At 65.3% G+C, this 25108-nt stretch carries 20 protein-coding genes and 1 pseudogene; 7 read left to right on the top strand and 14 right to left on the bottom strand.

Annotated features, from left to right (window positions below):
• Window positions 1–102: 102 nt before the first annotated feature.
• The 4 genes from EO156_RS05375 to EO156_RS23910 form a co-directional block, all read right to left on the bottom strand.
• Window positions 103–537: a DoxX family protein gene (locus EO156_RS05375; RefSeq protein WP_016849138.1), complete on the bottom strand. Its 435-nt coding sequence runs from the start codon at window positions 535–537 to the stop codon at window positions 103–105.
• Window positions 534–1223 (bottom strand): isochorismatase family protein, encoded by a 690-nt coding sequence (locus EO156_RS05370; RefSeq protein ID WP_157382211.1) that lies wholly within the window; start codon window positions 1221–1223, stop codon window positions 534–536. Before EO156_RS05370 ends, EO156_RS05375 begins: the two co-directional genes overlap by 4 nt.
• Window positions 1186–1659 carry an AraC family transcriptional regulator gene (locus tag EO156_RS05365; RefSeq protein ID WP_005922657.1) on the bottom strand — a complete coding sequence of 158 codons (474 nt, stop codon included), beginning with the start codon at window positions 1657–1659 and terminating at the stop codon, window positions 1186–1188. The genes EO156_RS05370 and EO156_RS05365 overlap by 38 nt, the downstream gene beginning before the upstream one ends.
• Window positions 1660–1880: 221 nt before the next feature.
• Window positions 1881–2039, bottom strand: a complete 159-nt coding sequence (locus EO156_RS23910) for a hypothetical protein (protein WP_154138548.1) — start codon at window positions 2037–2039, stop codon at window positions 1881–1883.
• A gap of 84 nt (window positions 2040–2123) precedes the next feature.
• On the opposite strand from EO156_RS23910, the gene EO156_RS05360 reads away from it, so the two are divergent.
• The 4 genes from EO156_RS05360 to EO156_RS05345 all read left to right on the top strand — a co-directional run bounded on the left by EO156_RS05360 (window position 2124) and on the right by EO156_RS05345 (window position 7893).
• Window positions 2124–5216, top strand: coding sequence for a sensor histidine kinase (locus EO156_RS05360; protein WP_029829037.1), 3093 nt, complete (start codon window positions 2124–2126; stop codon window positions 5214–5216).
• Entirely contained in the window at window positions 5209–5850 is a 642-nt protein-coding gene (locus EO156_RS05355) for a response regulator transcription factor (protein ID WP_005915741.1), read from the top strand. Before EO156_RS05360 ends, EO156_RS05355 begins: the two co-directional genes overlap by 8 nt.
• Before the next feature lie 256 nt (window positions 5851–6106).
• Window positions 6107–7234, top strand: coding sequence for a Cache 3/Cache 2 fusion domain-containing protein (locus EO156_RS05350; protein ID WP_011051381.1), 1128 nt, complete (start codon window positions 6107–6109; stop codon window positions 7232–7234).
• 44 nt (window positions 7235–7278) lie between these two features.
• A complete protein-coding gene (locus EO156_RS05345; protein WP_016850425.1) occupies window positions 7279–7893 on the top strand; it encodes a hypothetical protein in 615 nt (204 codons plus the stop codon).
• A gap of 207 nt (window positions 7894–8100) precedes the next feature.
• Here EO156_RS05345 and EO156_RS05340 read toward each other — a convergent pair.
• Window positions 8101–8200, bottom strand: a pseudogene (locus EO156_RS05340) (LysR family transcriptional regulator); the annotation flags it as partial.
• A gap of 46 nt (window positions 8201–8246) precedes the next feature.
• A complete protein-coding gene (locus EO156_RS05335; RefSeq protein WP_005915744.1) occupies window positions 8247–9137 on the bottom strand; it encodes a LysR family transcriptional regulator in 891 nt (296 codons plus the stop codon).
• A 109-nt stretch (window positions 9138–9246) separates the two neighbouring features.
• Between EO156_RS05335 and EO156_RS05330 the strand changes: the two genes are divergently transcribed.
• Window positions 9247–10818, top strand: coding sequence for a proton-conducting transporter membrane subunit (locus EO156_RS05330; RefSeq protein WP_003490024.1), 1572 nt, complete (start codon window positions 9247–9249; stop codon window positions 10816–10818).
• A gap of 21 nt (window positions 10819–10839) precedes the next feature.
• Window positions 10840–13284, top strand: coding sequence for a DUF2309 domain-containing protein (locus tag EO156_RS05325; RefSeq protein ID WP_029829041.1), 2445 nt, complete (start codon window positions 10840–10842; stop codon window positions 13282–13284).
• A 147-nt stretch (window positions 13285–13431) separates the two neighbouring features.
• Here the strand turns inward: EO156_RS05325 and guaA are convergent, their stop codons facing one another.
• The 3 genes from guaA to folD form a co-directional block, all read right to left on the bottom strand.
• Window positions 13432–14997: a glutamine-hydrolyzing GMP synthase gene (gene guaA / locus EO156_RS05320; RefSeq protein WP_011051494.1), complete on the bottom strand. Its 1566-nt coding sequence runs from the start codon at window positions 14995–14997 to the stop codon at window positions 13432–13434.
• 120 nt (window positions 14998–15117) lie between these two features.
• Complete coding sequence (gene guaB, locus EO156_RS05315) at window positions 15118–16575, bottom strand: IMP dehydrogenase (RefSeq protein ID WP_005913202.1); 1458 nt, start codon at window positions 16573–16575, stop codon at window positions 15118–15120.
• 180 nt (window positions 16576–16755) lie between these two features.
• The gene (folD, locus tag EO156_RS05310) at window positions 16756–17667 is read right to left on the bottom strand and encodes a bifunctional methylenetetrahydrofolate dehydrogenase/methenyltetrahydrofolate cyclohydrolase FolD (protein WP_003489637.1); all 912 of its coding nucleotides are present in this window, start codon (window positions 17665–17667) and stop codon (window positions 16756–16758) included.
• Between the two features lie 49 nt (window positions 17668–17716).
• On the opposite strand from folD, the gene EO156_RS05305 reads away from it, so the two are divergent.
• Window positions 17717–18037 carry a DUF1244 domain-containing protein gene (locus tag EO156_RS05305; protein ID WP_003489638.1) on the top strand — a complete coding sequence of 107 codons (321 nt, stop codon included), beginning with the start codon at window positions 17717–17719 and terminating at the stop codon, window positions 18035–18037.
• An 85-nt stretch (window positions 18038–18122) separates the two neighbouring features.
• Here the strand turns inward: EO156_RS05305 and EO156_RS05300 are convergent, their stop codons facing one another.
• From EO156_RS05300 to lapB, 5 genes are all read right to left on the bottom strand, one after another.
• Entirely contained in the window at window positions 18123–19973 is a 1851-nt protein-coding gene (locus EO156_RS05300; protein ID WP_016849188.1) for a monovalent cation:proton antiporter-2 (CPA2) family protein, read from the bottom strand.
• 173 nt (window positions 19974–20146) lie between these two features.
• Window positions 20147–21040: a UTP--glucose-1-phosphate uridylyltransferase GalU gene (gene galU, locus EO156_RS05290; RefSeq protein ID WP_005922502.1), complete on the bottom strand. Its 894-nt coding sequence runs from the start codon at window positions 21038–21040 to the stop codon at window positions 20147–20149.
• A complete protein-coding gene (locus tag EO156_RS05285; protein WP_005913197.1) occupies window positions 21040–22947 on the bottom strand; it encodes a nucleoside-diphosphate sugar epimerase/dehydratase in 1908 nt (635 codons plus the stop codon). The genes galU and EO156_RS05285 overlap by 1 nt, the downstream gene beginning before the upstream one ends.
• A gap of 13 nt (window positions 22948–22960) precedes the next feature.
• A complete protein-coding gene (locus EO156_RS05280; RefSeq protein ID WP_003489645.1) occupies window positions 22961–23929 on the bottom strand; it encodes a glycosyltransferase family 4 protein in 969 nt (322 codons plus the stop codon).
• The gene (gene lapB / locus EO156_RS05275; RefSeq protein WP_003489647.1) at window positions 23929–25107 is read right to left on the bottom strand and encodes a lipopolysaccharide assembly protein LapB; all 1179 of its coding nucleotides are present in this window, start codon (window positions 25105–25107) and stop codon (window positions 23929–23931) included. Before lapB ends, EO156_RS05280 begins: the two co-directional genes overlap by 1 nt.
• Window position 25108 lies beyond the last annotated feature (1 nt).

Genomic DNA, 25108 nt, shown 5'->3' with positions numbered 1-25108 from the left:
CTGATGCAGACGAAGCAGCCGGCAATGCACCCAACGCAAGACCGGCTGCGGCGCCCTGCATCCACAAGCGCCGTCCGGCATCGTGCTTGCCTGGCATGCGGCTCATGCCACACGCATACGCAGGCGATCCAGCGACCAGTCGCCACCACCGGCTGCAGCGAGTGCCAGCAACACCAACATCCACATCAGCGGGTATTCCATTCCGCCGTGCATCCAGAACCAGCCCTTGGGCACGGCAACCAGCACGGTGGTTGCGATGAACAGCGCTGCCAGTGCGGCGCTGGCACGCGTCCACACCGCCAGCAAGACCGCCAGCCCGGAGAGGGTCTGCACCAGGGCCAGCAGCAGCGGCAACGGTGCAGCGGATGGAAAGCCGAACTGATGCAACTCAGCGGCAAATCCGGTCAAGCCCGGTCCACCGAACCAGCCCAGCAACTTGCCCAATCCATGCGGCAGCAGGAAGCCGCCGCCAGCGATGCGCAGCATCAGCAACGCTGATGAAAGTCCGGCGGTGCCACGTGGTGCCGATACGTTCAATGCCCGCCTTCCTGCGCAGCGAACATGCTCTTGGCGTACTGGATGCCGATGCCATAGCCACCGGCATGCGCGCGTGCGATGCCGGTGGTCAGCGCATAGGTATCGCCACGTGCCCAGTCGCGCTGCAATTCCAGCAGGTACTGCACACTGGTCATGGGCGCAGCGCCGGCCTGCACCATGCGCGTGACTGCACGTTCGTGCGCTTCATCGCTCACGTCGCCGCAAGCATCGGTGATGACGTACACCTGGAACCCTTGTTCGATCGCCGACAGTGTCGGGCCGACGATGCACACACTGGTCCATAGACCGGCGATCACCAGACGCTGCTTGCCGATTGCGTTGATGCGATCGATTACCCCCTGGTCTTCCCAGGCGTTCATGCTGGTGCGATCGAATACCGGCTCGCCGGGAAGATGTCCGGCAACTCGGGGAACAACGGGCCGGAGAACGACTTTTCTGCGACGGTCGTCAGGATCACCGGCACCTTGAACCCTTTGGCGCCCTTTGCAATCAAAGACACGTTGTTGCGCAGCGCCGAAATGTCGATGGTGTGCGTGGCGAACGCCATCTGCGATTGATGGTCGATCAGAATCAGGGTGTGATCGCCGGGCGATAGCAAGGATGTGCCGGGTACGGCAGTTGCAGTGGTCATGCAGGTTGCTCCATGGAAAGTGAAACCGATTCACCGCCGCGCCGCTGCGACGAGGGCATGAGGGCAGCGCCGCACGGCTCCATCGCCATCTGCGCGGCGAAACGTGCCGGCGTGCAACCGGTGGCGTTGCGAAAGCTGCGAACGAAGTGGCTTTGATCGAAGAAGCACAGATCGGTCGCGATCTGGCTGATGGTGTGGCCGCCCTCGCGCAACATCGCCTGGGCACGTTCGAGCCGACGAAGACGCAGGTACTCCATTGGACTGGCGCCGACCGCATCGCGGAACACGCGTGCGAAATGGAAGCGGCTCATGCAGGCCGCTTGCGCAAGATGCGCCACGCTGACAGGTTCGTACAGATGCGTGTCGATGTACTGCATTGCGCGCGCAACAGCGCGCACACGCGATGCCTGTATGTGCATGCGCCCTGCAGCACGCGTATCGGGGCAAGCAACGGCAATCAGAGGTGCCATGGGGCGTCTCCGGGGGGAATGACCGTATGGTGCCGGGGACGGCTTTGCTGCCCTACCCCTGATGGTGAGGCGAATCGTTCCCTCTTTCGGGGGAGTGCTTGCACCTGTTCGCCATGGGCAGCAGTTTGGATGTGATGCGCGTTCGATAGAGCGCTGCGTCATGCCGATGCAGTGCCAGTGGAATCGAGAGAACGCAAACGCATCGCCGAACGTCGCGCTGATCAGACAGCGCGCAGTTTTTCAAAATCGTCATCACCACGAAACGACGCGTCGAGGCGAGCGGGAAGCAAACGCAACCGCAATGGGGTGCAGTCGAGCTGCAGCATGTCGAGGCGTTGCGCGCTGCCCGACAGTTCCCGCATCACGCGCGCGGCGTGCATCAGTCGCTAAACCAATTCGGCCTGCGCGTGCGTCCCTCGAAAGAGGTGGTGGTGCTTCCCCCGATCACGCCCGACAATGATGCGATGCCGCATGAGCCCGTCATCCGTTCGCTTTGCTTGTCGCGCTTGCGCGCGGCAGCGGTCGTGGCGCTGTGGTGGCTACTGATGCTCTGTCGTCCCGCCTGCGCAGCCGGCATTGCCGCGACCCGCGACGGGCTGCTGCAGTTCCACCACACCGCCTGGAGCATCGAGCGCGGCGCGCCGGCCGACATCTGGGACATCCAGCAAGCCGATGGCGGCGCGCTGTGGCTGGCGACTGGCTTCGGGCTGTTCAAGTTCGACGGCGAACACTTCACCAGGCAGGCGGCGCCGGAGGGCGAAGCCTATGCATCGCACAATATGACCGCGCTGTCGCTGACCACGGACGACGGCGCGTGGATCGGCTATTTCAATGCCGGCATCGATCGCCTGGCCGACGGCCATCTCACTCATTTCGTGCCTGGCAAGGATGTGCCGGATGGGATGGTGTTCCGCATCGAGCGCGATGGCAGCGGCCGCCTGTGGGCCGCCATCGATAGAGGGCTGTGCTGGTTCGACGGACGGCGCTGGCACCGCGCCGGTGCCGACTGGGGCTACCCGGAATCCAGCGCGCAATGGCTGTTGCGCGATCGCCGCGGCATCCTGTGGGTGAGCGATGGCAGCCGCATCCTGTCGCTGCAACCGGGTGCGCGACGCTTCGAATCCAGCGGCCAGCAGGTCGGGCACTTCACCACCATGGCCGAGCACCCGGACGGCACGGTCTGGGTCGCCGATCCGCACCGCGGCGTGTTCGCGCTCACCGATACGCATGGCACGGTGTTACCTGCTCTGGTTCGCCACCGGCTGTGGTTTCCCGGCTTGTTCGCCCATCGCATCCGTTTCATGCGCGACGGCGCGCTGTGGGGCAGCGACTACGTCGCAGGCGGGGTGTTCCGTGTCGCCCAGCCCACATCGCCGACGCCGGTACTCGAACGCTATGGCCCGCTGCAGGGTCTGACCTCCTCCACTGCCGGCCCGCTGCTGGAAGACCACGAAGGCAATCTCTGGGCCGGCACCAACCTGGGGCTCAACCGCTTCCGGCATCGCGCCCTGCTGCCACTGGCGGCATTGCTGCCGGGCCATCCCACGGCCGTGGCGATCTTCGCGACCGTCGCCACGCCAGGCGCACCGGTGTTGCTGGCGGTCCTGCGCGACGAGCGTCAGCTGGCCTTGACGCGTACCGGCATCCAGGCCCTGCAACGCGGCGCGCCCGCCAGCGCCCTGCAGGTGCCCGCCAGCGCCAACGGCTGGTTGCTCGGCGACAACCGCCTGCTGCGGCTGCACGCAGGCCGCACGCACGCCTTGCCCCTACCGCAGGACGTGCGCACCGGATCGATCCGCGCGTTTGCCGTCGATGCCCAGGACACGCCCTGGGCGTGTCCCGATGCCAGCGGCCCGCAGCGCTGGGATGGTCATCGCTGGCAGGCGATTGCCAGCCTGCTGGACCAACCCTGTTCGGTCCTGCTCGCCGCGCCGGACGGCGCGCTGTGGGTAGGCAGCGTCACAGGTGAGCTCAGCATGCTGCGCGGCGGGCAGGTGCGGCACTACGCCGCCAACAACGGCTTGTCGGTCGGCCCGATCACCGCCATTTGGCACAGCGCGGCCCTCACCCTGGTGGCTGGCGAAAGCGGGCTGGCAGTGCTCCGCAGCGATGGCCGCTTCCAGCAGGTGGCCGATCAGGCCAATCCGGTGTTGCAGGGCATCACCGGCATCGTGCGCGACCGTCACGACACCTTCTGGTTGAACGGCAATCGCGGCGTCGTGCAAATCGGCAGGCAGGCACTGCTGCGCAGCCTGCGCACCGGCGTGGTCAGCCCCACGCTGCGCCTGTACGACATCATGGATGGCCTGCCCGGCGTCGCCCAGCAGGCCAGCCCGGTGCCTACCGCGATCGCCGCGGCCGATGGCCTGCTCTGGTTCACCACCAACCAGGGCCTGGCCTGGCTCGATCCCGAGCAGACCTACCGCAACCCCACCGCGCCGAAGGTCTTCATCACCGACGTGGTCGCCAACGACCGGCCTTACCCGCGTCAGGACGGCCTGCACCTGCCCGAATGGACCGACCGTCTGCGCATCGGCTACGACGCGATCAGCCTTACCCGCCCGGAGCGCGTGCGGTTCCGCTACCGGCTGGAAGGGGTGGATGCACGTTGGCAGGACGCCGGCAACCGCAACGAGGCCTTCTATACCAACCTTGCGCCCGGGCGTTACCGCTTCCGTATTGCGGCCGCCAACAACGACGGCCTGTGGAATGCGCGCGGCGACACCCTGGACTTCGTCATCGAGCCGGCCTTCATCCAAACCTGGCAATTCAAGGCCTGCTGCGCGCTGGCGTTGCTGCTGGCGCTCGGCATCGCCTGGCGCATGCGGACCCGGCAGGTGGCCGCACGCCTGCGCGCGCGTCTGGAAGAGCGTTACCGTGAACGCGAACGCATCGCCCGCGAATTGCACGACACCTTGCTGCAGGGCACCCAGGGGCTGATCCTGCGGCTGCATGCCGCCAGCCGCTCGCTCCCCTGGAACGATCCCCGCCGGCTGGAGCTGGAACAGGCGGTGGATCTGGCCGAAAACGCGCTGGCCGAAGGCCGCGATCGCGTCAGCGGCTTGCGCGACAGCCAGTCCCTGCACGAAGACCTGGCCGCCGCCCTGCAGCGGGCGCGTAACGCCACTATGCCGCCGCCAACGGCCGCACTGCAGGTCGCTGTCGAAGGCCGGCCCATGCGCTTGCGTCACCTGGTGGCCGACGAACTGTTCCAGCTCGGACGCGAAGCGCTTGCCAATGCCGACCGGCACGCCAATGCCACCGGCATCGCGCTGGAACTGCGTTACGGTTCTCGTGACTTCACGCTGCGCATCCGCGACGATGGCTGCGGCCTGGATCCGGATGTGCTGCACGGCCACGCCCGCACCGGGCATTGGGGCCTGACCGGCATGCAGGAACGCGCGCAGCGCATCGGCGCCAAGATGCAGCTGTGGTCGCGTCCCGGCAGCGGCACCGAAATCCAGATCACCCTGCCCGCGCGTGCCGCCTACCTGCGCGCCAAGCGATGGTGGTGGCCATTTCACACCGCACGATCCACGGAGACTTCCAATGGCTGACATGGTCCGACCAACCGACGTGCTGGTGGTAGACGACCATCCGCTGCTGCGCGATGGGCTCAGTGCCATGCTCGCCGCCGAGCACGACATGCGCGTGGTCGGCGAAGCGGAAGACGGCGAACAGGCGGTGGCCTGCTACACGCGCCTGCGCCCGGACGTGGTGCTGATGGATCTGCAGATGCCGCGCGTGGACGGGGTCGAAGCCATCCAGCGCATCCGCCAGGTCGACTCCGCCGCCAAGGTCATCGTGCTGACCACCTACACCGGCGACGTGCGCGCGGTACGCGCCCTCCAGGCAGGCGCCTGCGGTTACCTGCTCAAGAGCGCGCTGCGCCGCGAGCTGGTCGACACCATCCGCGACGTGCGTCGCGGCCAGCGCCGGCATGTGCCGGCCTCGGTGGCCGAAAATATCGCCGCCCATGTGCTCGATGATGCCCTGTCCGCCCGCGAGACCGAAGTGCTGAACCTGGTCGCTACCGGCTGCTCCAACAAGCAGATCGGCAGTGCCTTGAGCATCTCCGAAGAAACCGTCAAGGCACATATGAAGAACATCCTGGGCAAGCTCGGCGTGCGCGATCGCACCCATGCGGTCACCGTCGCGCTGCGGCGCGGGATCCTGTCGCTGGAGACCTGAGCGGCGGCTTGCCACTCCTGCGCGCCACCAAGGGGGTGGCCTTTGCTATACGGTCGACCATTCTTGAACGCGAGGCGACACGCGCGATAGCCGCGCGCGCTCAAACCGATCGGCTTACGCTATCGTATGCACCGCCAAGCGGCATGGGGGCCGCTTTAGCATCTGGTTCGGCAGCCGATAACGGCTACGTCCAACCGTCGCACTGCGCTGCGGCGGCACTCGACTCAATCATTTAAACGCGTTCAGGGGAATTGCGATGCTTCGTCACTCTTTGCGGGTGCGCCTGCTGTTGCCGGTGCTGGCCTTGGTGCTGGTCGTGGTGGTGGCACTGACGGTCATTTTGGCCATTACCGAAGCGAACCGGGTCAAGTTCGAAACCGGCGACGCGATCGAGCGCCAGTCGGTGTCCTTGCAGACCTTGTTCGCGGTCACGCGCGCGATGATGCTCGACCGCGTCAATTCCTCCATGCGCCAGCTGCGCAGGGAAGCCAACAAGGAGGGCGCGCCCAGCATTGGCGGCGACGTCCGCGTTGCCGATCGTAGCGCCAACGACCTGCTGCTGGGCCAGCGCTCGCAGGCCAATGCCTTCACCTTGGTCGACGAGGTCACCGCCATCCACGAAGGTACCGCAACGCTGTTCTCGCGTACCGGCGACGACTTCGTGCGTATCTCCACCAACGTCAAGAAGGACGACGGCAGCCGCGCCATCGGCACCGTGCTCGATCCGAACGGCCAGGCCGCCGCCAAGCTGCGTAACGGCGAAAGCTTCTACGGCGTGGTCGACATTCTCGGCAACCCGTACGTCACCGGCTACGAGCCGATCTTTGCCGGCAACGACAAGCGCGTGATCGGTGCGTGGTACGTCGGTTACAAGGCAGACACCCAGGCGCTGGAAAACGTGGTCAGCAGCCGCCGCGTGCTCGACTCCGGTTTCATTGCCGTGTTCGACAGCAAGAACAAGCTGCGCTTCCAGTCCACCACCGGCGCCACCACCGATACCGCCACCATCGAGCGGATCGTCAAGGACACCCCGGATGATTGGGTCGTCACCAAGGAACAGGTACCCGATTGGGGCTTCACCCTGGTCTCGGCCTATCCCAGAAGCGACGTCAATGGCGTGATCGTGCGCCAGTCGCTGTGGATCGCCGGCATCGGTCTGCTGGTCTGCGCCTTGTTGCTCGGCCTGCAGTGGGCCCTGATCTGGAGCCGCGTGTTGCGCCCGATCCAGCACTTGACCACCGTGGCCGAAGAACTGAGCCTGGGCAAGTGGAACCACACCATCGCAGAGGTCAACCTCAAAGATGAAATCGGTACCCTGGCGCGCGCCATTTCCCGCTTGTCCAACAGCGTCCGGTTGGCCATGGAGCGCCTCAGCAAACGCTGAGTCGCTGTCACCCATTCCGTACCTGATGCTGCAAGGAAGACGCCATGTCCACTGAATTCCGTCCGCTGATCGAGATCCTGCGCGAGCTCAGAGCGCTGGCATTGAAGAAGGCGTCCGGCTTTCTGTTCATCGTCACCGAGGAAAACCACTCCTGCATCGTCCGCATCAACAGCGGGCAGATCGAAGAAGTGGTGTTCCGCATGCTGCGTAATGATGAGGCGGTACAACGCCTCACCATGGTCAACGCGGCGAAGGCGCGCTTCCAGGTCGACCCCGGTGCCGGCCTGGGCAAACCATCGCTGTTGAGCGACGACTCGCGGCAGTGGTTGATGGGCGGTTTTGAACAGGATCTCGGCGGCGCACCGTCGCCGGTGCGTGCGCCGGTCGCGCCGACACCCGCACCTGCCGCAGCTGTCGCAAGCGCGAGTGCGGCGCCGGTTGCCACTGGCGCCGGGCCCGACGACAGCGTCCGCGATGCACTGGAAGCGGTCGCACTGAACTATCTCGGCCCAATCGCCGGCATGCTGTGCGATGAAGCCTGGGATGCCTCCAGCGACATCGAGCAGGTGCTCAGCCAGCTCGCCGCCAACCTGGCCACGCCGCAGGAAGCACAGAAGTTCATGGCCGACGCCCGCGTGGCATTGGCCAAGGTCCGCTGAGGAGCATCTTCAGTTCGGCTCATGCATCAGGCCGCGCACTGCGCGGCTTTTTTGTCGGCGCGTCAGTGGCGCTGGCCATGCCTTGCAACTTCAGACCATGTCGACGCAGGCCGTACATCGGCTATGCGTTGCTGGTCTGCGAAGCATGCCCAGTGGCCAGCGTGGCGATAGATCATGGGATCCGACGCAGGCTCAGCACGTCGGCCATCAGCAAACGCGCAGCTCTTGCAGATCGCAATGCGCGACGACGCGCTGCAGATTACCCGACAGACGTTTGCCGGTGCTGGATCCGGTAGAAGCGCCGCGTCGCGTGCGGGTCTACAGCGCGCCACGGCTTGGACAACCGGGTGGCATTACGGACTGTCTGGCCTGGTCGGGGGCTGAAGCAGAAGCTTGAGCAGAGGATTCGGGAAACGTCGCGACATGGTCACCGCATGGAAGGTCTCCACGATGTCCGGCAATTGATCGCCTTCCATCAGTGCGCCAGCGGCGATCTCGTCCTTGACCACGATCGGCGGCAGAACCGCCAGGCCGATGTCCTCGCGGGCAAGCAGTCGCATCATCGCCATGTCTTCCACTTCCGCCACGATCTGCGGCCTTACGCCCAGGCGGTCGGCCAACGCGTCGAAGCCGATGCGCACGCTGCTATCCACCGTGGGCAGGATGATGGGGTGGCTGCGAAGGCGGTCGGCGAAGCTGGCCGCATGGCCCAGCCGATCCGGCGTGCCCACCAGGCTGACCGGGTACTCCGCGAGCCGGTGGGTGACGAAGGGGGACAGCGCATCGCCGGCAGGTGCCCGATTCAGCAGCACAACGTCGAGATTGAGCGCCTCCAGCGCGCGCAGCAGTTCACCCGCGCTGCCCGATCGCAGGATGAGGTCGATGTCGGTGCGGCCCAGCAGCGGCCGCAGGAACTCCATCTGGAAGTTGCGCGACAGCGTGGCAAGCGAACCGACCCGCAGTGCCTGCCGCGCCGCACCCGTCTGCCGCAGCGTGCCAAGCAACTCATCGCCGGTGGCAAAAATCGCATCGGCATGGTCGAGCACGATTTGCCCGGCCTCGGTCAGATGCAGTTGCCGCCCGCGGCGTTCGAACAGCGCGTGGCCCAGGCGCTCCTCCAGTTTGCGGATTTGCACCGAAAGCGCCGACTGGGTGAGGTTGAGACGCTCGGCAGTACGGGTGAGGTTCCCCTCGTGCGCGACCGCCCAGAAGTAGCGCAGATGGTTGTAGTTCAAGGCGGCCATATCGTTCTATAATAACGAACGAATCTGCAATGACAATGAATTTTTATTCAACCCCACCGGTCGTTATCGTGGCTCAGCCCGCCACCACGTTCGTTCTTAGGGGATCGCCTTGTCGCTCTATCTACTCCCACTGTTCGCACCACTCCTGCTGCTGACCGCCGCTGTCGTCGCCCTGGTTCGCGGCGGTCGCCGTCCACTCAAGATCCCCCTCCTCGCAGAAGGCGCCGCGCTCGGCGCGCTGTGCATCGCGATCGCATCGCTGGCGCTGGTGCTGTTGCGAGGCACTGGCGACAGCCCACTGATCGGATGGGGCGACATCGGCCTGTCCGCGCGGCTCGACGCGGTCAGCGTGACGATGCTTTTGCTGGTGACCTTCGTCGGTTGGATCGTGGTGCGGTACGCACGCACCTATCTCGACGGCGAGGCTCGCCAGGGCTACTTCACCGGCTGGCTATGCATGGCACTGGCGGCGGTGCTGCTGCTGGTGCAGGCAGGCAATCTGATCCAGGTCGTCATCGCCTGGATTGCCACCAGCATCGCGATGCATCGCCTGCTGCTGTTCTATCCCGAGCGCGTGGAAGCGCAGCGCGCCGCACGCAAGAAGCGCGTGTTCTCCACCACCGGCGGTATCGCCCTGACCTGCGGCGCGCTGCTGATCTGGAAAAGCATGGGCACGACCGATATCGCGACGATCAACGCGATGGCCGCGCGCGGGCAGCACTCCTGGTCGCTGGTCGCGGCGGCCGCTCTGCTCGCACTTGCTGCGGTCTTGAAATCGGCGCAGTTCCCGACCCACGGCTGGCTCACCGAGATGATGGAAGCGCCCACGCCGGTATCGGCCTTGCTGCACGCCGGCGTGGTCAATGGCGGCGGCTTCCTGCTGATCCGCTTTGCCGACCTGATGCTTGCCGCCCCCGGCGTGCTCGCCGTGCTGGCCATGCTGGGCGGGTTCACCGCCTTGTTCGGCGCGCTGGTGATGCTGACCCAGCCGGCGGTCAAGACCTCGCTCGCCTGGTCCACGGTCGCGCAGATGGGATTCATGATGCTCCAGTGCGGTCTGGCGCTGTTCCCGCTGGCCCTGCTGCACATCGTGGCGCACTCGCTCTACAAGGCGCACGCGTTCCTGGCCTCCGGCGGCGCGGTCGAGCAGGTGGCGGCCATTCGTCGGCCCGGGCCGGTCGCCGTTCCGGATGGGTCGGCGGTCGGCCGCGCATTTTTGATCGCACTGGCGATCTATATCGGCATCGGCACTGCCTTCGGGTCCGCCTTCGGCTTCGAGCACAAGTCGCCGCAGGCGCTGGCGCTGGGCGCGATCCTGATCTTCGGGGTCGCCTATCTGCTGGCCCAGGGCCTTGCCGACGCCGCGCCGCGCCCCCTCACCCGCAGGACGGCGATCTACGCCAGCGCCGCGGCGATCGGCTACTTCGCGCTGCAGACCACCGCCGAATGGCTGACGGCCGGCGTGCTGCCGGCAACGCCCGCACCGGGACGCCTGGAGTGGACACTGATGACGCTCGCGGTGCTGAGCTTCGGGCTGGTGGCGGTCGCGCAAGCGCTGTTTCCGCTCTGGGCATCGCACCCCGCTGCCGCCGGGCTCCGCGTCCACCTCTCCAATGGGCTGTACGCCAACGCCACGATCGATCGCCTGCTTGGCGGCTGGTCCGTTCGCAAGACCTCCTGAACCCCTTCACGCCAGGCCCCCATGCTGATGACCACGACGACCACCGCCATGTCTGTGTCCCTGTCCCACGATGTGATCATCGCCGCCGCCCAACGTGCGGCACGCGCCATCCCGCCGCTGTGGCCGCTCGCCTCCAGCGTTGCGGTCAACCCCTTCCTCGGCCAGGCCAGCGAGCCCCTGGAAATGGCGGCGGTGCGACTGCGACGCGCGTCCGGTATCGCCGTCACCATGCCGCGGCATTGGTACGCAGAACGGCTCCAGTCCGGCGAAATCACCGAAGACGATCTGCGGGCGGCCTTGCAGAACGCGCCGGCCGCGCTGCGCCCGCCGAGCTTGTCCGCGCTCAGACACGCCATCGCGGCCACGCGCCCTGCCCCGCAGGCGATCCCCACGGTCGCCGAGCTGGCCCGCGACACAGCCGCGGTCGACTGGCCCGGCATCGTCAACGAACGCATCGGTCACTGGGCAGCGGGCTATTTCGACCAGGGCCAGGCGCTCTGGGCGGTCGGCCGGTCCGGTGGTGCCTACAGCACCTGGCGGATCATCGCGACCCACGATCTGACTCCGGAAATCGCCGGCCTGGCAGGTTTCGCACGGTATGTGGCGGATGCGCCAGCCAATGCCGAAGACGCAATCGTCGACTGCGTCGCTCGCCTGGGACTTTCGCAGGACGCGCTGGACGGGTATTTCCACCGCTTGCTGACCACGTTGGGCGGCTGGGGACAGCTCGGCCGGTATCGGCTCTGGCAGGCGGAGTTGAGCGGCGCAACCGATGCATGCGTCACCGACCTGCTCGCCATCCGCATGCTCTGGGAGGCCGCGCTGCTGGGCAACGGCGGCTGCGCGCTGGTGCCTGGCTGGCGGACGGCCATTGCCGCCTACGCCGAGCCGGTCGCTGCAACCTCGGACGATGTCATCGACAGCATCCTGCAGGAAGCGGCCGAACGTGCCGCGCAGCGAAAGCTCAACGCCGTGCTGGCCGCGCCATCGCCGGCCCAGGTCGCAGCTGGCCGTGTGAAGCTGCAAATGGCGTTCTGCATCGATGTGCGCTCGGAAGTCTTCCGCCGGGCGCTGGAAAGCCTCGATTCGGGCATCCAGACCCTCGGGTTTGCAGGGTTTTTCGGCTTGGGCATCGGCCATCGCCGGTTCGCTTCGGACGTGGTCGAAGCGCGCCTGCCGGTGCTGCTCGCTCCAGGCGTGATCACCTGCGCAGGTGACGCGACGGCGTCGGCAGCCGCCTCCGACCTCAGCGCACGGATCGCGGCACGTGCCAAACGCGCCTGGGGCCGCTTCAAGCTGGCGGCCATTTCCTCGTTCGCCTTCGTCGAGGCCACCGGCCCGATCTACGTCGCCAAGCTGCTGCGCGACGGGCTGGCGCTGGCCCGCCAGCACGCACCGAACGAGCCTGCGCCACGCCCTGCCGACGGGCTGGACCTGGAGACCCGGCTGACCATGGCCACGCGCATCCTCAAGGCGATGTCGGTCACCGGCGGCTTCGCGCGGCTGGTGGTACTCGCCGGCCATGGTGCGAAAGTGGTCAACAACCCCCATGCGAGCGCGCTGCACTGCGGCGCATGCGGCGGCTATTCCGGCGAAGTGAACGCGCGGCTGCTCGCGTCGCTGCTCAACGATAGCCAGGTGCGCGCCGGTCTTGCCGCACGCGGCATCGTCATTCCCGCCGACACGTTATTCCTGGCCGCACTGCACGACACCACGACCGATGCGGTCACCCTCTACACCGCCGATCACCCTTCGCCCGGGCATGCCGAAGATCTCGCCCAAGCGGCGCAGTGGCTGGCCGCGGCCGGAGCGCTGGCGCGGGGGGAACGTGCCGCGCGCCTGCCCCGCGCGCACCGCAGCCAGGACATCGCACATCGCGCCCGCGACTGGGCCGAGATTCGCCCCGAATGGGCACTTGCCGGCTGCCAGGCCTTCATCGCCGCACCGCGCTCGCGCACTGCCGGGCGCGACCTGGCCGGGCGCGCCTTCCTCCACGACTACGACTGGCGCTACGACGACGGCTTCGGCGTGCTGGAGTTGATCCTGACCGCACCGGTCGTCGTCGCCAGCTGGATCAGCCTGCAGTACTACGGATCGACCGTCGCGCCCGAGAGTTTTGGCGCCGGCAACAAGCTGCTGCACAACGTCACCGGCGGCATCGGCGTAGTCGAGGGCAACGGCGGGATCCTGCGCACCGGATTGCCGTGGCAATCGGTGCACGACGGCCAACGCCTGACCCACGAGCCGCTGCGGCTCTCCGTGCTGATCGAAGCGCCGCCCGAAGCGATCGCCAACATCCTCGAACGTCACCCGCAGGTCCGCGCGCTGTTCGACAACCGTTGGCTGCATCTGTTCGCCCTGGACGACGAGGGCCGCATGGCGCACCGCTATCTCGGCAACCTGCGCTGGGAGACGTCTTTCGGGGATGCGCATTCGCAGAGCGATCGCACACCCATCCTCGCGTAAGGCAGGTTCTAGCTCGACTGGCGCCCTCGCTCGTGAAAGGCGAGGACGCACCTGGGGTCTACTTCCAATCTCAAAGAAACGCCGCGCGATCAGATCACCGATGCGGCGATTTCGATCGACGAAAGCGTGGGTCGGACAGAACGGCTGTCACTCCCACTCGATCGTCGCCGGCGGCTTGCCGGAGATGTCGTAGACCACCCGCGAAACGCCGCGCAGTTCGTTGATGATGCGGTTGCTCACCGTGCCGAGGAAGTCGTACGGCAGGTGCGCCCAGTGCGCGGTCATGAAATCGATGGTTTCCACCGCGCGCAGTGCGATCACCCATTCGTAGGCGCGCGCGTCGCCGACCACACCCACCGACTTGACCGGCAGGAACACCGCGAACGCCTGGCTGGTGGTGTCGTACAGGTCGGCCTTGCGCAGTTCGTCGATGAAGATCGCGTCGGCCTTGGCCAGCAGCTCGGCGTACTCGCGCTTGACTTCGCCGAGGATGCGCACGCCCAGGCCGGGGCCCGGGAACGGATGGCGATACACCATGGTGCGCGGCAGGCCGAGCTCCACGCCCAGGCGCCGCACTTCGTCCTTGAACAGTTCGCGCAGCGGCTCGACCAGGCCCAGCTTCATGTGCTCGGGCAGGCCGCCGACGTTATGGTGGCTCTTGATCACGTGCGCCTTGCCGGTCTTGCTGCCGGCCGACTCGATCACGTCCGGATAGATCGTGCCCTGCGCCAGCCACTTGGCATTGGCCAGCTTGTTGGATTCTTCGTCGAAGATCTCCACGAACAGGTTGCCGATGATCTTGCGCTTGGCTTCCGGGTCGCGCACGCCTTCCAGCTTGGCGAAATAGCGGTCGGCCGCGTTGACGCGGATCACCTTGACGCCCATGTGCTCGGCGAACATCGCCATCACCTGGTCGCCTTCCTGCCAACGCAGCAAGCCGGTATCGACGAACACACAAGTGAGCTTGTCGCCGATCGCCTTGTGCAGCAGCGCGGCAACCACCGACGAATCGACGCCGCCGGACAGCCCGAGAATCACTTCGTCGTCGCCCACCTGTTCGCGCACGCGCGCGATCTGGTCCTCGATGATGTTGGCCGCAGTCCACAGTGTCTGGCAGCCGCAGACATCCACCACGAAGCGACGCAGCAAGGTCTGGCCCTGCAAGGTATGCGTCACCTCCGGATGGAACTGCACGCCGTACCAGCGCTTGGCTTCGTTGGACATGGCCGCCACCGGGATGCGGTCGGTCGTGGCGGTAATGGTGAAGCCCGGCGGCACCTGCGACACGTGGTCGCCGTGGCTCATCCATACATTCAGGCGCGAAGCGCCGGCATGGTCGGTGAGGCCAGCGAACAAGGCATCTGCCGCCACCACATCCACTTCGGCATGGCCGAATTCGCGCTGATCGGCGGCTTCGGTGGCACCACCCAACTGCGCGGCGAGCGTCTGCATGCCGTAGCAGATACCGAACACCGGCAGGCCGCTATCGAACACTTCCTGCGGCGCGACCGGCGCGCCCGGCAGCGTGGTCGACTCCGGGCCGCCGGACAGGATGATGCCCTTGGCACCGAAACCGGCAATCTCCGACGGATCGTGATCCCATGCCCAGATCTCGCAATAGACCCCGATCTCGCGGATACGCCGCGCAATCAGCTGGGTGTACTGCGCGCCGAAATCGAGGATGAGGATCTTGTCGGTATGGATGTTGGTCATTGAGAGCCGGGAATCGAGAATCGGGATGAGGGAATCGCAACAGCAAACGCGGCGCCGGCCGCTATCGGACGAGGAAGCGGCGGGCTCTTACGATTCCCGATTCGCGCCCCCCATTCCCGGTTACCCGGCGCGATAGTTCGGCGGCTCTTTGGTGATCTGCACGTCGTGGACGTGGCTTTCGCGCTGACCGGCGCCGGTGATCTTGACGAACTTGGGCTTGCTGCGCATTTCTTCGATGGTGGCGCAACCCACATACCCCATGGTCGCACGCAGGCCACCGATGAGCTGATGGATGATGCCGCCGACCGGCCCGCGATACGGCACGCGGCCCTCGATGCCTTCGGGAACCAGCTTGTCGGCATCGGAAGCATCCTGGAAATAGCGGTCCTTGGACCCTTTCTCCATCGCACCCAGGCTACCCATGCCGCGGTAGCTCTTGTAGCTACGGCCCTGGAACAGTTCGACCTCACCCGGTGCTTCTTCGGTACCGGCCAACAAGCCGCCGACCATCACCGTCGAGGCACCGGCCACCAGCGCCTTGCCGATATCGCCGGAATAGCGGATGCCGCCATCGGCAATTAATGGAATGCGGTCCTGCAGCGCCTCGGCCACCATATCCACCGCAGTGATCTGCGGCACGCCCACGCCGGCAACCACACGCGTGGTGCAGATCGAACCCGGGCCCACGCCAACCTTGACCGCGTCCGCGCCGGCATCCATCAACGCCAATGCCGCATCGCCGGTGACGATGTTGCCGCCGATCACCTGCAGCTGCGGATAGGTCTTCTTGACCCACGCCACGCGATCGATCACGCCCTGCGAATGGCCATGCGCGGTATCGACAATCACCACGTCCACGCCGGCCGCGGCAAGCAGCTCGATGCGCTGCTCGGTATCGCCGCCCACGCCCACCGCCGCGCCCACCAGCAGACGCTTGGCGCTGTCCTTGGCGGCATTGGGGTTATCGGTCTTCTTCTGGATGTCCTTGACCGTGATCAGACCGCGCAGCTCGAAGCTGTCGTTCACCACCAAGACCTTTTCGATACGGTTGCGATGCAGCAGCTCGAGCACTTCCTCATCGCTGGCGCCTTCGCGCACGGTGATCAGGCGGTCCTTCTTGGTCATGATGTGGCGGACCGGATCGTCGAGCTTCTTTTCGAAGCGCATGTCGCGGCTGGTGACGATACCGACCAGTTCGCTGCCATCCACCACCGGCACGCCGGAGATGTTGCGCGCGCGCGTCAGTGCCAGCACTTCGCCGATGGTCGTGTCCGGGCTGACGGTGAACGGCTCGGTGATCACGCCGGATTCGAACTTCTTGACCCGCGCCACTTCGCCGGCTTGCTGCTGCGGGGTCAGGTTCTTGTGGATGATGCCGATGCCGCCCAGCTGGGCCATGGCCACCGCAAGACGGTGTTCGGTCACTGTGTCCATCGCCGCCGACAGAATCGGCAGTTTCAGGCGCAGGTCGCGCGTCAGCCGGGTTTCCAGACTGACGTCCTTGGGCAGGACCATCGAGTGAGCGGGGACGAGCGAGACGTCGTCGTAGGTAAGAGCTTCAGCCTGGATGCGTAGCATCGGCGGACCCGAGTTTGGGGAAGCGCGGCATTTTAACGCATTGGGAACGGGATTGGGGAGCCGTAATTCGGGATTCGCAACAACGTCGCGTTGCACCGCTCACCGTTTGCCTGTTTGCCGATTGCCGGCCGATCTCGGATGCGATCCGGATCAGCCGATGCAGGCACTTCGCCGTTGCCTTTAACGAATCCCGAATCCCGAATCCTGAATCCCGGCCGCATCAGCGGCCTCGATGGTGTTCTGCATCAGCGTGGCCACCGTCATCGGCCCTACCCCGCCCGGCACCGGGGTGATCCAGGCCGCGCGCTGCGCGGCGGCGTCGAAGCCGACGTCGCCCACCAGGCGGCCATCATCGAGCCGGTTGATGCCGACATCGATCACCACCGCGCCCGGCTTGACCCATTCGCCCGGAATCAGCCCCGGGCGGCCGACTGCCACCACCAGGATGTCCGCATTGCGCACGCTGGCTTCCAGCACATCGGGCGGGGTGAATTTGTGGCAACTGGTGACCGTGCAGCCGGCGATCAACAGCTCCAGCCCCATCGGCCGGCCAACGTGATTGCTCACGCCCACGATGGTGGCATTGCGGCCGCGCACCGGCTGGTCGGTGTGGCCGAGCAAGGTCACGATGCCGCGCGGCGTGCACGGGCGCAGCCCGAATTCGCGCAAGGCCAAATGCCCGACATTCTGCGGATGGAATCCGTCCACGTCCTTGCGCGGGTCGATGCGCTGAATCAGCCGGTTGGCATCAGGAATGCCCGGCAGCGGCAGCTGGATCAGAATGCCGTGGATCTTGGGATCGGCATTGAGCTCATCGATCAGCGACGCCAACTGGGCTTCGCTGGTGCCCTGCGGCAAGTCGTAATCGAAGGCTTCGATGCCGACCTTCTCGGCCGCGCGCCGTTTGTTGCGCACATACACCGACGATGCCGGATCGCCACCGACCAGCACCACCGCCAGCCCGGGGCGCGCCTTGCCGGCCGCCACCCGCGCGTCCACCCGCAGCTTCAATCCGTCGAGCAATTCCTCGGCAATGCGGCGACCATCGAGAAGGCGGGCCGAAGCGGAGGCAGCTGGCGCAGAAGCGGTCATGGGGCGTCAGGTGTAGAGTCGAAGGCCGTCTATTGTCCCCGATTCCGCCATGACCGACACCACCTCACGCACCGATTCGAGCACTACTTCGATCGAAGCGGCAGCATTTCGCCGTCTGCTGCAGCATCTCAACCAGGAACGCGCCGACGTGCAGAACATCGACCTGATGATTCTCGCCGGCTTCTGCCGCAACTGCCTGGGCGATTGGTACCGCGAAGCGGCCGAAGCGCAAGGCCGGGCCATGACCAAGGAGCAGGCGCGCGAAGCCGTCTACGGCATGCCATTTGCCCAGTGGAAACAGCAGCATCAAAGAGATGCCACGCCCGAGCAACTGGAAGCCTTCGCCGCCGCCCAGCGCAAGCATGGCTAGGCAGGCATCGGCGAGCGCGCCTGCCAAGATGTCCGGAGCAATCTGTGACTGGAGGTGGGCGCGCTGAGAAGCCGGAGCGCACGCTCTAGTCGCGCGTCTGCGTCTCTACTTGCCCAGCCTGCGGTACCGCATCGGGATTCAGCGTGCGACTTCCGCGACGCGGCCGCGTGAACGGCGTGGGCCGGGGTGCGGTCGGCACGGTGTTGCCATACATCAGCCTGGCACCGGCGCGTGCATCGCCGGCAGCGATCTCCAGTTCGAAACGCTCTGCATCGCGGCGGCGGATCTCACGCGAAATCATGCCAGCTTCGTCCTCGTCCACACCCAGCTCCAACAGCGCCACTTTGCCGAAGATCACCGCCGACTCGAAGGTCTCGCGGATCTGGTAATCCACTCCCGCCGCGACCAACTGCAGCGAATGCTGGCGGTCGTACGAACGCACCAGCAGCTTGGCATGCGGAAACTCTCGCGTTGCCAGCTCGACGATGCGATTAGCTGCCTCTTGATTGTCGACGCACACCGCAATCGCACGTGCGCTGTGTGCGCCGGAGGCGTGCAACACATCGAGCCGGGTGCCGTCGCCGTAGTAGATCTTGAAACCGAATTCTTCCGCGCTTTGGATCATCTCGATGTCGTTATCGATGATGGTCACATCCACATCGCGCGCCAGCAGCGACTGACTGGCCACCTGCCCGAAGCGCCCGAAGCCGATGATCAACACGCTGCCGGTCTGGCCACTGGCTGCTTCCACGCCATCCAGCGAGACCGCCGCCGCAGGCGTCAGCCGCCGTTGCAGCAGCACGAACAACGGCGTCAGTGCCATCGACAACACCACAATGGCGGTCAGGCTGGCATTGACTTGGGCATTGATGACGCCCGATGCCGACGCGGCGGCAAACAGCACGAAGGCGAACTCGCCGCCTTGCGCCATCAGCACGCCACGGTCCAGCGCCTGGCGATGGTCGCTACGCATCAGCCGCGCCACGCCATAGATACACGCGCCCTTGCCCACCATCAAGGCCAGCACGCCCGACGCGATCAAGCGCCAATCGGCCGCAACCACGCGCAGATCCAGGCTCATGCCGACACCCAGGAAAAACAGCCCCAGCAGGATGCCGCGAAACGGTTCGATATCCGCTTCGATCTGATGCCGGAATGTGGATTCCGACAACAGCACGCCGGCCAGAAAGGCGCCCATCGCCATCGACAGCCCGCCCACCTGCATCAACAGTGCCGCGCCCAGCACCACCAGCAACGCGGCAGCGGTCATCACCTCGCGCGCCTTGGAGGCAGCCAGGATGCGAAACAACGGATTGAGCAGCCAACGCCCGGCTACCAGCAAGCCAACGATGCAGGCCAGACCGATGCCGATGCCCTGCCAACGCTGCGATGCGGCCTGCGGGTCGCCGCTGGCCCCCATCCAGGCCACGATCGCCAGCAACGGCACGATCAACAGATCTTCGAACAGCAGGATCGCCACGATCTTCTGCCCCGGCGGCAAGGCGACGTCACCGCGCTCGGCCAACAACTGCATCACCACCGCGGTGGAGGTCAGCACAAAACCGGACGCCGCCACGAAGGCCACCGGTAGCGCAAAGCCGAGCAACATGCCGACGCCGGTCAACGCCAGCGCGCAAACCGCGATCTGCAGCGCGCCAAGTCCGAAGATTTCCTTGCGTAAACTCCACAGGTGCGAGGGGCGCATTTCCAGCCCGATCACGAACAGAAACATCACCACGCCCAACTCGGCCACATGCAGGATGGCCTGCGGCGCGTTGAACAGGCCCAACCCGAACGGACCAATGGCAAGTCCCGCTGCCAGATAACCCAACACCGAGCCCAGGCCGAGACGACGGAACACTGGGATCGCAACCACGGCAGCGCCGAGCAGCACCACCACGTTGATCAGTTCACTGGATTCGGCAGGTTGGCTCATGCCCGGATTCTAGCGGCACCGGCGCGGCCTCGGCCTGCATCAGGGTGCGCATCTTTGCCCGCGCTTGGCGTTGCCAAGCCGAGCTCTGCAAACGCGACAACGCGTACGACAAGCTCCCAAACGACGAACGACGCCAGCTGGCGTCGTTCGTAGAAACAGCGATCAGGCAACAATCAGCCGCGCACGTCGGCCTGGGCCAGTGCTTCGCGCAGGATTTCCTTCGCTGGGCCGCCATGCTTTTCGTGCTCGAGCGCAAAATGCACGGTGGCTTCGATCAGGCCGATATGCGCGCCGCAATCGAAACGGCGACCCTCGAAGCGGAAGGCATCGACCTGCTCTTCCTTCAGCAATTCGGCGATCGCATCGGTGAGCTGGATTTCGCCGCCTGCGCCTGCACCGGTGGCTTCGAGCAGGTCGAAGATCTTGGGGCTCAGCACGTAACGACCGACCACGGCCAGGTTGCTTGGCGCGACTTCCGGCTTGGGCTTTTCGACGATCGCGTTGATGCGGCCCTTGCGGCCGTCGAATGCGTCGGTGGAAACGATGCCGTAGCTGGCGGTCTTGTCGTGCGGCACGTCTTCCACGGCGATCACGCTGCCGCCCGAGGCTTCCGCCACGTTGGCCATCTGGGTCAGCGCAGCATCACCGCGGTTCCACATCAGATCGTCCGGCAGCAACACCGCGAACGGTTCGTTACCGACAACGGCCTTGGCACACAGCACTGCATGACCCAGACCCAGCGCTTCCGCCTGCGTCACAAAAATGGCGCGAACGCCGTCCGGCAGCGCATGGCGCACAAGCTCCAGCTGCTCCAGCTTGCCTGCACGCTCCAGCTTCTGCTCGAGCTCATAGGCCTTGTCGAAGTAGTCGGCGATGGAGTGCTTGTAGCGGTTGGTCACGAAGATCAGCGTATCGCAACCAGCCTGGATGGCTTCGTCGACGGCGTACTGAATCAATGGCTTGTCGATGATTGGCAGCATTTCTTTCGGCACTGTCTTGGTTGCCGGAAGAAAGCGGGTCCCAAGACCTGCGACGGGGAATACGGCCTTGCGAATACGCTGGCTCATTACAGTCTTCTGACCTCACGTGCGGGGAATGGAACGACCGTATCAGATCGCGCGTCGACTTTCCGTCGAGCAGCCGCGAAATCCGGCATCAGGCTGCCCAATACAGTCTCCATCGCTTTGATGTCGTAGCGGTTAACGGCCTCGCGCAAGCGCATCACCAGCTGCAGCACCTGCTCATGCGAGAACTCGCGCACACCGGCCTCCAGAATTTTGGGGTGCGCGGTGGGGCGATAGGCCTCGTCGGAATAGAACAGCGTCTCGTGCAACTTCTCGCCCGGACGCAGGCCAGTATAGAGAATCGCCACGTCCTTGCCTGGCTGCTTGCCGGCCAGACGGATCATCTGCTCGGCAAGCAGTCGAATCGGCACCGGCTCGCCCATGTCCAGTGTATAGATCGCACCATGCGACGCAGATGCAGCCGCCTGGATGACCAACTGGCAGGCTTCGGGGATGGTCATGAAGTAACGCGTCACATCCGGATGCGTCACGGTTACCGGGCCGCCCTGGCGGATCTGTTCGCGGAACAACGGCACCACGCTGCCGGCCGAATCCAGCACGTTGCCGAAGCGCACGGTGATGAAGCGCGTCGGCGCATCGCGCGCGTCAAGGCTTTGGCAGATCATTTCTGCATAGCGCTTACTTGCGCCCAGCACGTTGACCGGCTCGACCGCCTTGTCGGTGGAGATGAAGACGAAGGTTTCGATACGTGCACGCTGGCAGGCGCGCGCCACGTTCTCGGTCGCCAGGACGTTGTTGCGCACCGCCTCGCGCAACTGCTCTTCCAGCAACGGCACCTGCTTGTACGCGGCTGCATGGAAGACCGCGTCCGGCGTGGCAGTGTTCAACGCATGCGCCACGACCGCCGGGTCGCCGCAATCGCCTAACACGCGCACCACTTCGATATCCGGGAACAGCCGGCGTAGATCCGAGTCGATGGTCAGTAGCGCCAGCTCGTCGATTTCCAGCAGCACGATCCGACGCGCGCCGTGGCGCGCGCACTGGCGGCAGACTTCCGAACCGATCGAGCCGCCGGCGCCGGTCACCATCACGGTCTTGTTGGTCAGCCAGTCGCGGATCAGGCGCCAGTCGGGCGTGACCGGCTTGCGGTTGAGCAGGTCCTCGATCGCGACCTCCTTCAACTCGCCCGGCAACGAGCGCCCTTCCAGCACGTTGATCAGCTTGGGCACCATGCGGAACGGCAGGCCGGTGCTTTCGCAGATCGCCACGACGCGCTGCATGCCGGAGGCGTCCAGCGACGGGATTGCGATCACCAGCAATTTGGCGGCGGTCTCCTTGGCAATGGCGGCGGCCTGATCCAGATTGCCCAGCACATTGAGACCCTGGATCTTGGCCCCATGCAGGTTATTGGCGTCGTCCAAATACCCGACCGGCACAAATGCGCCGGTGCGACGCAGATCGCGCACCAACCCTTCAGCAGCCCGACCAGCGCCAAGGATCAGCACGCGCTGCGCGGCATCGCCGGAGTGCGCAATCTGATAATCCTTCCATGCGCGATACAGCAGACGCGGCGTGCCAAGTAGCGCCGACAACGCAAATGGATAGACCACCAGCACCGACAGCGGCACGCCATCCAGACGGTCGTACGCCAGCGCCAGCACGATTGCGACGAGTCCAAGAAAACTCGCCTTGAAGATGTTCCACAGGTCCGGCACCGAGGCGAAGCGCCACAACCCGCGGTACAACCCCATCTTCCAGAACACCAGGCCCTGCGCCACCAACACCACCGCTGTGCGCCAGTCCCACAGCGGCAGATTCGGCGCGTCGCGTAGCATCGAGTAGCGGCCGGCATGCAGCAGCTGCCAGCACACCCACACCATCAGCAGGTCATGTACCACGACCGCTATCTGCGGCAGCGCCTTGGTCAAACGGTCACGCCAGGAAATCATAAAAGTCCATTAGTCAGGAATTGCGCAATCCATCGCGCAGAAAATGCCAGATCGCAGTGGCGCCCATGCCCCATACCAGCGCGCCGGACACCTGCAGCCAGAACGGATCATGACGGATTAACAGGTACAAGCAGACGGCAATGAGGCTGAAAGCGAAATAAACGCCCGTTACCGGAACGTGCGTCTCAAGAAGACGCGCCAGACGTTGGTACACGTGCTGGGCATGCGGCTCCCACCAGCGTTGCCCGGAGAGCATGCGAGCAAGCAGTGTGAAGCCGGCGTCTACAAGAAAGGCCGTCAACGGGAGCCAGCTGATCCACCAGCTCACCTGACCACCTGCGACGTTCAGCGCCAATAGCGCCGCCAGCACATAGCCGAGCGCACCGCTGCCGCCATCGCCCATGAAGATGCGCGCACGTGGGAAGTTGAACGGCACAAACCCGAGGCACGCTGCGGCAACCGCCAGACCTGCCCACGACCAACCGACAGGCGCTACCAGCGAGAATCCCAGGGCGGCCAATGCCGCCTGAGTGCTGGCCAGACCGTTGATGCCATCCATGAAATTCCAGACATTGATCAACATCACGGACGCAGCGGCAGTCAGCACTCCATCCCACACGCTGCCTGTGCCATGCCAGACCAAGGCGCCCAATGCCACCGAGGCAGCCAGGTGGATCGAGAACCGCAGCCTTGCCGAAAGCGGACGGTGGTCGTCCCACCAGCCCACCCCGGCCACTGCGACCAAGCCCGCCGCGAACCAGCAGACCGTCAGCCGCGATGTCGGCCATAGCGCGCAAGCTGCAACGCAGCCCAGCAAGATCGCCGCCACAATCGCCATGCCGCCGCCGCGCGGGGTTGCCACCACGTGGCTACGCCGTTCACCGGGATGATCGAGCAGGCGGCGGTGCAAGGCATAGCGCCGCAGCCCCCAGGTCCCCAGTGCCGCGACCAGCAGGTGCAGCACGCACCACAGCCACACCATCAGACCACCGCGTAGTTCAACAGCGGCTTGACCGTACCCCATTCCTTGCAGCTCGGGCATTGCCAGTGATGCGTCTTGGCACCAAAGCCGCAGCGTGTGCATCGGTAGCTCGGATTGCGCACCAGCAACTGGTCGGTGATGTGCTTGAGGTCCTGCAAGGTGCCGACCGGGTCGCTCCCCTCAGCCAGGGTGAGGTCGATCAACGCCGACTCACCACGCACCGACGGGCGATCCTTGAGCTGGCGGCCAAGATAGGCCAGCGCAGGTGCGACGCCATCCTGGGCTTCCATCAACTGGGTCAGCGCCAGCACCGGCGCAATGCCACGATAGTGCTCGGTCATCTCCGACAGGAAGTTGCGTGCGCCGGCGATATCGCCGACCCGTCGATACGCGGCCATCAATGCGGGAATGATCTCGGGCAGGTATTCCGGATCATGCCGGGCAGCACGTTCGAAAGCGCGCACCGCCGCTTCGTCGTGGCCGCGCTCGGCTTCGATGCGTCCTTCCAGAATGCCGGCGCGCACGGAGGTGCCATCGGCCTGGTAGGCACGCGCGATCGCTTGTAGCGCATCGTCGGTCTTGCCCAGGCCGCGATAGCGGTCAGCCAGTTCGCATTCGAATTGCGAGATCAGCTTGCCCATCGGCTCGCCGGTCACTTCTTCGTAGCGGGTGGCGTTGTCGATCGCCTTTTCCCAATCGCGCTCGGCCTGATAGATGCCGATCAGGTGGCGCAGCGCCTGCGGCGCGCGCTGGTCCAGTTGCGCCAATTCGGTAAAGACCGTTTCGGCACGATCCAGCAGACCCGACTTCATATAGTCCTCGCCGAGCGCCAGCAACGCCTGGACGCGTTGCTGATCGGTCAGGTCGCCACGCTGCACCAGGCCCTGATGCAGGCGGATCGCGCGGTCCACTTCACCACGGCGACGGAACAGATGCCCCAACGCGACCTGGGTCTCGAAGGTTTCCTTGTCCAGTTCGGCGATATGCAAAAACAGCTCGATCGCCTTGTCCGGCTGTTCGTTGAGCAGATAGTTCAACCCGCGGAAATACGTGCTGGAAAGACGACTGACCTGCGTGTCGCCATGACGTTGACCGCCACGACGGCCGACGATCCATCCACCCAGGGCAGCCAGCGGCACGAACAGGAAGAACCAGATCCACTCGGTCAGAAAGTCCATA

It is taken from the genome of Xanthomonas sp. DAR33341 (assembly GCF_003992815.1).
Taxonomy (GTDB): domain Bacteria; phylum Pseudomonadota; class Gammaproteobacteria; order Xanthomonadales; family Xanthomonadaceae; genus Xanthomonas; species Xanthomonas cissicola.
The sequence above is the reverse complement of the archived record's forward strand: the minus strand, read 5'-3'. Positions and strand labels throughout refer to the sequence as shown.

Coding starts and splice junctions, on each gene's coding strand:
- EO156_RS05365 (WP_005922657.1), bottom strand. CDS start 1,659: ATGGCACCTCTGATTGCCGTTGCTTGCCCCGATACGCGTGCTGCAGGG.
- EO156_RS23910 (WP_154138548.1), bottom strand. CDS start 2,039: ATGCACGCCGCGCGCGTGATGCGGGAACTGTCGGGCAGCGCGCAACGC.
- EO156_RS05360 (WP_029829037.1), top strand. CDS start 2,124: ATGCCGCATGAGCCCGTCATCCGTTCGCTTTGCTTGTCGCGCTTGCGC.
- EO156_RS05355 (WP_005915741.1), top strand. CDS start 5,209: ATGGCTGACATGGTCCGACCAACCGACGTGCTGGTGGTAGACGACCAT.
- EO156_RS05350 (WP_011051381.1), top strand. CDS start 6,107: ATGCTTCGTCACTCTTTGCGGGTGCGCCTGCTGTTGCCGGTGCTGGCC.
- EO156_RS05345 (WP_016850425.1), top strand. CDS start 7,279: ATGTCCACTGAATTCCGTCCGCTGATCGAGATCCTGCGCGAGCTCAGA.
- EO156_RS05335 (WP_005915744.1), bottom strand. CDS start 9,137: ATGGCCGCCTTGAACTACAACCATCTGCGCTACTTCTGGGCGGTCGCG.
- EO156_RS05325 (WP_029829041.1), top strand. CDS start 10,840: ATGCTGATGACCACGACGACCACCGCCATGTCTGTGTCCCTGTCCCAC.
- guaA (WP_011051494.1), bottom strand. CDS start 14,997: ATGACCAACATCCATACCGACAAGATCCTCATCCTCGATTTCGGCGCG.
- guaB (WP_005913202.1), bottom strand. CDS start 16,575: ATGCTACGCATCCAGGCTGAAGCTCTTACCTACGACGACGTCTCGCTC.
- folD (WP_003489637.1), bottom strand. CDS start 17,667: ATGACCGCTTCTGCGCCAGCTGCCTCCGCTTCGGCCCGCCTTCTCGAT.
- EO156_RS05305 (WP_003489638.1), top strand. CDS start 17,717: ATGACCGACACCACCTCACGCACCGATTCGAGCACTACTTCGATCGAA.
- EO156_RS05300 (WP_016849188.1), bottom strand. CDS start 19,973: ATGAGCCAACCTGCCGAATCCAGTGAACTGATCAACGTGGTGGTGCTG.
- galU (WP_005922502.1), bottom strand. CDS start 21,040: ATGAGCCAGCGTATTCGCAAGGCCGTATTCCCCGTCGCAGGTCTTGGG.
- EO156_RS05285 (WP_005913197.1), bottom strand. CDS start 22,947: ATGATTTCCTGGCGTGACCGTTTGACCAAGGCGCTGCCGCAGATAGCG.
- EO156_RS05280 (WP_003489645.1), bottom strand. CDS start 23,929: ATGGTGTGGCTGTGGTGCGTGCTGCACCTGCTGGTCGCGGCACTGGGG.
- lapB (WP_003489647.1), bottom strand. CDS start 25,107: ATGGACTTTCTGACCGAGTGGATCTGGTTCTTCCTGTTCGTGCCGCTG.